Below are 8,223 nucleotides of genomic sequence, written 5' to 3'. Positions count from 1 at the left end.
GCGCCTGTGCCTGCCTCCGCGCCTGTGCCTGCCTCCGCGCCCGCGCCAGCGGCTGCGCCAGGCTTGGGGTCCGTGCCTGCGAGTGTGCCCGGCTCGGGTCCCGGGTCTGCGGCTGCGGCCGGGTCCGGTTCGGAGCCTGCGCCGGGGGCGGGGAGTGCCGGCCACACCGCGCATACAGGGCCGCTCCGCGTCGAGCTCGGCTGGCCGCAGGGGCTGCCCGACGGCGGGCGGCACGGCTTTACGCCTGCCCACCGGGAGCGGCTGGAGGCCGCGCTTCCGGGGATGGCAGCCCGTATCGCCGAGGCGCTGGGCAGCCAGCCGCGGCGGGTGCTCGTCCTTGGCTTCGAGGAGCTGATGTACGCGCCGCTGCGGATCGCCGAGGCGCTGGAGACCGCGCTGGGCACGGGGCCGGACACCGGGTCCGGCGGGGTCGAGGTGCGGTACTCGACCACCACGCGCTCGCCCGTGCTGGCCGTCGACGACCCCGGCTACGCGATCCGTACCCGTCTCGCCTTCCCCGCGCACGACGCGCCCGCCGACGGGCCCGGCGAGCGCTACGCCTACAACGTCGCCCCCGGCGGCGACCCCACGCGCCGCTTCGACGCGATCGTCGCCGTCGTCGACTCGTCGGCCGACACCCCCGAACTGCACGCCACGGACGGGCTGTTGGCCCACCTCGCCGCGCACACCGACCGCCTCCTGCTGGCCGTCGTACCGTCCTACACGCCGAAGACCCACACTCCCGAGCGACAGGCGCCCCCCATGTCACAACCGCCGCTGCCGGAGCCGCTGCGCGGCCCCGCGTTCTCCTCGTACGCCCCCGACGAGGTCGGCTGGCTGCTGCAGGACTTCTCCGACGTCACGCTCGAGGCGCCCACCGAGGAGCGCGAGGAGGCGATCCAGAGCGGCGGCGCGCACTACGCCGAGTCGCTGCCCGTCGAATACCAGCCCACCGAGGAGTACCAGGCGCTGTTCCGGGCCGCGCTCACCACCTCCGCGGCGCGTATCGCGCGGGCGGTCGGCGCGGTCACCGAGACCGTGCTCGCCGAGCGTTCGCCGCGCCCCGTCCTGGTGTCGCTGGCCCGGGCCGGCACCCCCGTCGGCGTGCTGATGCGCCGCTGGGCGCGCCATGCACACGGTCTCGACCTGCCGCACTACGCCATCTCCATCGTGCGCGGCCGCGGTATCGACACCACGGCGCTGCGCTGGCTGGCGGACCGTCACGACCCGGCCGACGTGGTGTTCATCGACGGCTGGACCGGCAAGGGCGCGATCACCCGCGAACTGGCCGAGGCCGTACGGCCGTACCCCGGCTTCGATCCGCGGATCGCCGTACTCGCCGACCCCGGCCGCTGCGTCGAGACGTACGGCACGCGCGATGACTTCCTCATCCCCTCCGCCTGCCTCAACTCGACCGTCTCCGGGCTGATATCGCGCACCGTGCTCCGCGCCGACCTGGTCGGGCCCGACGACTTCCACGGCGGGAAGTTCTACCGCGAACTGTCCGGCGCCGATGTCTCCGGGCTCTTCCTCGACACCGTCGCGGCCCGCTTCGACGAGGTCGCCGACCAGGTCGCCGCCGATGTGAAGGAGCTCGCGGCCGCCGACCGCAGCCCGACCTGGGAGGGGTGGGCGGCCGTCGAGCGGATCAGCGAGGAGTACGGGATCCACGACGTGAACCTCGTCAAGCCGGGCGTGGGCGAGACGACGCGGGTGCTGCTGCGCCGCGTCCCGTGGAAGATCCTCGCGTCGCGCGACGCCGGAGCGGACCTGGCCCATGTGCGGCTGCTGGCCGAGCAGCGCGGGGTGCCGGTGGAGGAGGTGGACGGGCTGCCGTACTCGTGCGTCGGGCTGATCCACCCCCGCTATACGCGCGGCGCGACGGGCGCGGACGGTAAGGCGGTGAGCGCGTGATGACCAGCTATGAGCAGTCGCCCCTGCTGATCGCGAGCGACCTCGACCGCACGCTGATCTACTCCGCGGCCGCCCTCGACCTCCGTATGCCGGACGCCGAGGCGCCCCGCCTGCTCTGCGTCGAGGTGTACGGCCATCAGCCGCTGTCGTATATGACGGAGACCGCGGCCGGGCTGCTCACCGAGCTGGCCCGTGGCGCCGTCTTCGTACCGACCACGACACGCACCCGCGAGCAGTACGGCCGCGTGCGCCTGCCCGGCCCCGCCCCCCGCTTCGCGATCTGTGCGAACGGCGGGCATCTGCTGGTCGACGGCGAGTCCGACCCGGACTGGCAGGCGTCCGTACGCGCCCGCCTCGCCGCGGCGTGCGCGCCGCTGGAGGAGGTCCGCGCCCATCTCATCCGTACCGCGGATCCGGCCTGGCTGCTCAAGGAGCGGGTGGCCGAGGACCTGTTCGCCTACCTGGTCGTCGAACGGGCCCTGCTGCCCGAGGGATACGTCAAGGAGCTGACCGCCTGGGCCGAGGAGCGCGGCTGGACGGTCTCGCTGCAGGGCCGCAAGATCTACGCCGTGCCGAAGCCGCTCACCAAGAGCGCGGCGGTCGCCGAGATCGCGCGCCGTACGGGGGCGCGCGAGGTGCTGGGCGCCGGGGACTCGCTCCTGGACGCCGACCTTCTCCTGGCCGCCGACCGCGCCTGGCGGCCGGGCCACGGCGAACTCGCCGACGAGGGCTGGACGGCGCCGCAGGTGATCGCGTTGGAGGAGCGGGGCGTGGCGGCGGGGGAGCAGATCCTGCGAGCCTTCGCGGCCCGGGCCGGGGTGGCGGACGCCGAGGGTGCCGTAACCCTGTAGCCCCATACCCCCGTAACCCGTTCGCCCCTGTTGCTAACCCCGCCGCTGCCCCCGCCCCGGCCGGAAGATCCGTACGCCCACGAACGCCACCACCCCCAGCGCCGCCGCGCCTGCCACCACCTTGGAGTACACCGACACGTAGTCCGTCACCTCGTGCCAGTTGTCCCCCAGCGCGTACCCGGCCAGCACGAACACCGTGTTCCAGATCAGGCTCCCGAGCGTGGTCAGCGCCAGGAAGACGGGCACCGGCATCCGCTCGATCCCGGCGGGTACGGAGATGAGGCTGCGGAAGATCGGCACCATGCGCCCGAAGAAGATGGCCTTCGTGCCGTGCCGGGCGAACCACTGCTCCGTCCGCTCGATGTCCGCCACCTTCACCAGCGGCAGCCGCGCGGCGATCGCGACCGTACGGTCCCGGCCGAGCAGTCCGCCCACCCAGTACAGGGCGAGCGCCCCGATCACCGAGCCGGCCGTGGTCCACAGCAGTGCGGCGTACAGGTTCATATCGCCCTGCGCGGCGGCGAATCCCGCCAGCGGCAGGATCACCTCGCTGGGCAGGGGCGGGAAGAGGTTTTCCAGGGCGATGGCGGCGCCCGCGCCGGGCGCGCCAAGGGTGTCCATCAGGCCGGTGGCCCAGTCGGTGATCCGGTCGCTCATGTCCGACGACGCTAGAAAGGCGGCCGCCTGGGGACCATGAGGGCGCCCACCCGGCCCCGGGGTCGTGCACCGCACCCACAACCTGCGGAAATCCTCAGTGTGCGGGCCGATGCGCGCTACTAACGTGGCCGCTCATGGGGAGATGGCTACGGCGCGGGCTGCGCCTGGCGGGCGGGCTGCTGATCGGCGCGGGCACGGCCGTCGTGGAGCTGGTGTGCGTCGCGGTGGCGGGCCTGGCCCTGCTGTGCGTACGGACCTGGCCGGGCGGATGGCCGGCGGCCCGGCGGTGCGTGCTGGGCGCGGTGACGGCCGGGGCGCGGCGGCTGACGGAGACGGAGCGCCGCCGGCTGGCCCGCTTCCTGGGCCATGAGATCGCGGCCGACTACGACGACCGCGGCGCCCGCCAGTATGTGGCGGCGCGCTGGTCGCTGGGGTTGCTGGGCGGGCTGGTGCTGCTGGCCGTGGTGGCCGGCACCGCGTACGGCAGCCTGCTGCTGTGGGGCTGGTTCATCATGCGCGACGGCGAGTGGATCACGATCACCACCTCCGCGATCGGCGGGCTCTTCCTGCTGTTCCTCGCCCTCCAGGGCATCGTCGGCGTCGCGCTCCTGGAGGGGCAGCTGGCCCGCCACTTCCTCGGCCCCAGCCACCGCGAGGCCCTGCGCCGCCGGATCGACGAGCTGTCCACCAGCCGTGCCGGGGTCGTGGACGCGGTGCACGACGAGCGCCGCCGTATCGAGCGCGATCTGCATGACGGGGTGCAGCAGCGGATCGTCGCCCTCGGCATGCTGCTCGGCCGGGCCCGCCGCAGCCAGGACCCCGACAAGGCGCGCGCCCTGCTCGTCCAGGCCCACGAGGAGAGCCGGGCCGCGCTGACCGATCTGCGCGAGGTGGCGTGGCGGGTGTACCCCACGGCGCTGGACGAGGCCGGGCTGCGGGCGGCGCTGGAGGCGGTCGCCGAGCGGTCGGCCATCCCGGTGCGGCTGGAGTACGGGCTGACGGCGGAGCCGGGGGAGGCGGTTCGTACAGTGGCGTACTTCGTGGTCGCCGAGGCGGTGACCAACGCGATCAAGCACTCGGGCGCGGAGCGGATCACGGTGGCGCTGACCGGGCGGGAGACGGAGGTGGGGGCCTTGGGCGGGCTGCTGATACGGGTCACCGACGACGGCAGGGGCGGCGCCGACCCGGCGGGCGGCGGGCTGCTGGGCCTGGCCCGGCGGGTGGCGGCGCTGGACGGCCGGCTGCGGGTGGTCAGCCCGCCCGGCGGACCCACGACGGTCAGCGCGGAGCTGCCATGCGCGTGATCCTGGCCGATGACTCGACCCTGCTGCGCGAGGGCCTGGTGCGGCTGCTCGCCGAGGAGGGCCACGAGGTGGTGGCGGCGGTGGGCGACGGCACGGCGCTGGTCGAGGCGGTGGGACGGCACCCGGACGTGGACGCGGTGGTGGTCGACGTACGGATGCCGCCGACGCACAGCGACGAGGGGCTGCGGGCGGCGCTGGAGATCCGGCGGCGCCACCCCGGCATCGGTGTGCTGGTGCTGTCGCAGTACGTGGAGAAGCGGTACGCGACCGAACTGCTCACCTCCGAGGACGGCGGCGCGGGGGTCGGATATCTGCTCAAGGACCGGGTGGTGGAGGTCGACGAGTTCCTGGACGCGCTGGAGCGGGTCGCGGCGGGCCGGGCCGCCTTCGACCCCGAGGTCGTCCGCAGACTGCTGGCCCGCAGCACCCACACCGACCCGCTCAGCCGGCTCACCCCGCGCGAGCGGGACGTCCTCGGCGCGATGGCGCAGGGCCACGCCAACACGGCCATCGCGGAGCGGCTGCATGTCTCGCGCAGCGCCGTCGAAAAGCACATCAACGCGATCTTCGACAAGCTCGAACTCCCCGCGAGTTCGGGTTACAGTCGCCGCGTACTGGCTGTACTGCGTTACCTGGGAAGCTGAAGGGGGCCACGTTGGCCGAGAGTAAGAGCACGCCGGTCACGGACGAGCTGTACGGCTACATGCTGGGCCACAACCCGCCGCTCGACCCGGTCCAGCGCGAGCTCGTCGAGGTCACGCATGCCCAGCTGCCCGGGTACGCGGGTATGCAGTCCGCCGAGGAGCAGGGCCCGCTGCTGGCGTTCCTGGTGCGGCTGACCGGCGCCCGGCACATCGTCGAGGTCGGCACCTTCACCGGCTTCTCCGCCCTGTCGATGGCGCAGGCGCTGCCCGCCGACGGCAAGCTGATCGCCTGCGACATCTCGGAGGAGTGGACGGCGTACGGCCGGGACGCCTGGGCCAAGGCCGGGGTCGCGGACCGTATCGACCTGCGGATCGCGCCCGCGCTGGACACGCTGCGGGCGATGCCGGCCGAGCCGCATATCGACCTGGCCTACCTCGACGCGGACAAGGGCAACTACATCGCGTACTGGGAGGAACTGGTGGCGCGGATGAGCCCGGGCGGGCTGATCGTCGCGGACAACGTGTTCTTCCACGGGTCCGTCGTCGACCCGGAGGCGACGGGGTCGGGCGCGGCGATCAAGGCGTTCAACGAGCATGTGGCCGCCGACGACCGGATGGAGTCGGTCATGCTGACGGTCGCGGATGGGCTGACCCTGGCCCGCCGCCGCTGAACCTGCGCCGCCGCAGCAGCCGCCGGGCGTGCCGCCCTCTTTGCTGCCGTCCTTCTTGTTGCCGCTCTTCGGATTGCGAGGCTGAGGACGCGCTGGGGGGCTGATCGAGCTTGCCCCACTTGCCGGGTGGCGCAGGGGGAGGCTGATCGCCGCGACCGGCCTCCCGACCGTGGCCGTGACCGGCCCGGAGCTCCCGGGCGTGCGCCTCACGTTCGGCGAGTAGGGGGTGGCGGGCCTGCCAGTACGGATTGTCGTGCGGCAACCCGCCGCTGACCCGCCCGTACATGCCGAACCACATCAGCATCAGGCCGACCACAAAGCTGAACAGCACGTTCTGGAGGCGGAAGGCCAGGAAATTGAAGGACGTCTCCAGCAGGGCGAGATTGACGAAACCGCTCAGCAGGAAGAGGACGCCCAGCACGATGTTGAGGGTCGAGGCGAAGTTGCCGCCGATGACCATGCCGACGACCAGCAGCGCACCGATGACGATGGACAGCACGCTCAGCGCGCCGTTGGTGTTCAGCTCGGCGACGGTGGCGCCGCCGGTGTCGAAGAAACCGATCTGGTGGATCAGGCCCAGGATGCCGAAGGCGATCAGGACCAGACCCATCAGGCCCGCACCGACGCGGTAGACCTGGCTGAGCCGGTGGTCGACCGGCAGATGCTCGTCGAGCTTGATACGGACGCCGATCCGCTCCGGGAACTGGCGTCCGATCCCCGCTGGGTGGGGACCGATGGGGGAGGTGTGGCCAGTAGCCATCTCCGGCCTCCTTCGGGCTGCTTCCGGCTGACGGGTTTTACCCCTGCCGCTCGCGGAGACCCCGGCCTCGCGGTGCTGCGCGCTGCGCGGTCGAGGCCGTACCTGCGTACGTACCTCCCAGGATCCGCCCCCAACCGGTCCGGCTCAACTGGGCCGACTCAACCGCGACGGCCCGACCGCGACGGCCCGACCGCGACCGCCCAACCGCGACCGCCCAACCTCATCCGCAGCAGCCGCCCCCACAGCATCCGCCGCCACCGCCACCGCCACCGGGGGCCTGGGAGCGCGCCGGGGCGGAGGAGGCGGCGCCGGTGACGGCGACCGTCGAGAGCAGCTTCACCGTGTCGTCGTGCCCGTCAGGGCAGGACGCGGGCGCCGAGGACTCGGCCATGGGCCGGTTCAGCTCGAAAGTGGTCCCGCAGGCGCGGCATCGGTATTCGTAGCGAGGCATAGGAGGCAGCATAGCCAGGAGAGAGGCCGTCCAACAGCGCACAAAGCACGCGAAACCGCAGGCCAGCACGGCGCTGCGGCGCGGGGCAGCGGGCACGGGGCGCGCCCCACTGCCCAGCCGCCAGGCTCAGTGCGCGCCGCTGCCACGCTCCTCGCGGATCTCCTGCACCACGTGGGCGACGGTCTGCCGGACGGCTTCCGTCTCGGACAGGAAGTGCCACCAGTCCGGGTGCCGCCCCTCCAGGCCCGCGATCGCCCGGTCCAGCCGCTCCACCGCGCCGTCCAGCGGCCGCGCATGGCGCGGGTCGGGGGTGTCGCGCCCGGCCATGGCCAGGCGCTGCGCGTCGCGGATGGCGAAGCGCGTGCGCTCGACTTCCTTGTTCCGGTCGTACGACACCTCGTCCAGCCGCCGCAGTCGGTCGCCGGCCGCGGACACCGCCTCGTCCGTGGTGTTCAGCAGCGCCCGTACGGTCGCGAGCAGGGCGGTGGCATCGGCCCAGCGCTGCTCGTCACGCGCCTCCTGGGCCTCCTTGAGCTTCGCCTCGGCCCGCGCGACGTCGTCCGCGGCCTGCGCCGGCACGGTCTGCAGATCCTGCCAGCAGGCCGCGCTGTAGCGCCGCCGCAACTCGCTCAGCACGGGCGCGACGCCCTCCGTACGCGTGGTGATCGCCTGCGCGCGGGTACGCAGCGACACCAGCCGCCGGTCGATCTCCGCGGCCCGCTCCGGCAGCCGCTCCGCCTCGCCGCGCACCGCCTCCGCCCGGCGCAGCACATCGTCCGCGCGCCGGATGGTCTCCTGCACGCCGTGCCGGCCCGCCCCCTCGTTGAGCTTGGTCAGCTCGGGCGCCAGCGCGGCCAGCCGCGCCGCCAGATCGTCGGCCCGCAGCCCGGACCCCCGTACGGCATCCAGCGCGCCGCCCGCCGTGGAGCGGGCCCGGCAGGCGCTGCGCGCGGCGGGCGGCGCGCTGGATG

7 protein-coding genes and 2 pseudogenes are annotated in these 8,223 nt (G+C 73.4%); 5 read left to right on the top strand and 4 right to left on the bottom strand.

What is annotated here, in order from left to right; translation table 11 throughout:
* The coding region (locus CCN51_RS17160; protein WP_086859700.1) for a cysteine protease StiP domain-containing protein at positions 1–1,914 on the top strand (1,914 nt) is incomplete at its 5' end.
* The gene (locus CCN51_RS17155; RefSeq protein WP_014180054.1) at positions 1,914–2,765 is read left to right on the top strand and encodes an HAD family hydrolase; all 852 of its coding nucleotides are present in this window, start codon (positions 1,914–1,916) and stop codon (positions 2,763–2,765) included. The genes CCN51_RS17160 and CCN51_RS17155, both read left to right, overlap by 1 nt.
* 33 nt (positions 2,766–2,798) lie before the next feature.
* Here the strand turns inward: CCN51_RS17155 and CCN51_RS17150 are convergent, their stop codons facing one another.
* The gene (locus CCN51_RS17150; RefSeq protein WP_014180055.1) at positions 2,799–3,422 is read right to left on the bottom strand and encodes a DedA family protein; all 624 of its coding nucleotides are present in this window, start codon (positions 3,420–3,422) and stop codon (positions 2,799–2,801) included.
* Positions 3,423–3,556: 134 nt separating this feature from the next.
* On the opposite strand from CCN51_RS17150, the gene CCN51_RS17145 reads away from it, so the two are divergent.
* From CCN51_RS17145 to CCN51_RS17135, 3 genes are read left to right on the top strand one after another with little or no spacing between them, the layout of a single operon-like run.
* On the top strand, positions 3,557–4,726 hold the full coding sequence (locus CCN51_RS17145) for a sensor histidine kinase (protein WP_014180056.1): 1,170 nt from the start codon (positions 3,557–3,559) through the stop codon (positions 4,724–4,726).
* Entirely contained in the window at positions 4,717–5,370 is a 654-nt protein-coding gene (locus CCN51_RS17140) for a response regulator (RefSeq protein ID WP_014180057.1), read from the top strand. Before CCN51_RS17145 ends, CCN51_RS17140 begins: the two co-directional genes overlap by 10 nt.
* A 59-nt stretch (positions 5,371–5,429) precedes the next feature.
* Positions 5,430–6,041, top strand: coding sequence for an O-methyltransferase (locus tag CCN51_RS17135; RefSeq protein WP_055414309.1), 612 nt, complete (start codon positions 5,430–5,432; stop codon positions 6,039–6,041).
* Positions 6,042–6,264: 223 nt separating this feature from the next.
* Here the strand turns inward: CCN51_RS17135 and CCN51_RS57425 are convergent.
* The 3 genes and pseudogenes from CCN51_RS57425 to CCN51_RS17120 form a co-directional block, all read right to left on the bottom strand.
* Positions 6,265–6,801, bottom strand: a pseudogene (locus CCN51_RS57425) (DUF4383 domain-containing protein); the annotation flags it as partial.
* Positions 6,802–7,021: 220 nt separating this feature from the next.
* The gene (locus CCN51_RS17125; protein ID WP_043487702.1) at positions 7,022–7,252 is read right to left on the bottom strand and encodes an FmdB family zinc ribbon protein; all 231 of its coding nucleotides are present in this window, start codon (positions 7,250–7,252) and stop codon (positions 7,022–7,024) included.
* Positions 7,253–7,378: 126 nt separating this feature from the next.
* Positions 7,379–8,223: pseudogene (locus tag CCN51_RS17120) on the bottom strand (hypothetical protein); the annotation flags it as partial.

The organism is Streptomyces milbemycinicus (assembly GCF_002154605.1).
GTDB classification, from domain to species: domain Bacteria; phylum Actinomycetota; class Actinomycetes; order Streptomycetales; family Streptomycetaceae; genus Streptomyces; species Streptomyces milbemycinicus.
Note: the sequence above shows the minus strand (reverse complement) of the source record. Positions and strands in the feature narration are given on the sequence as shown.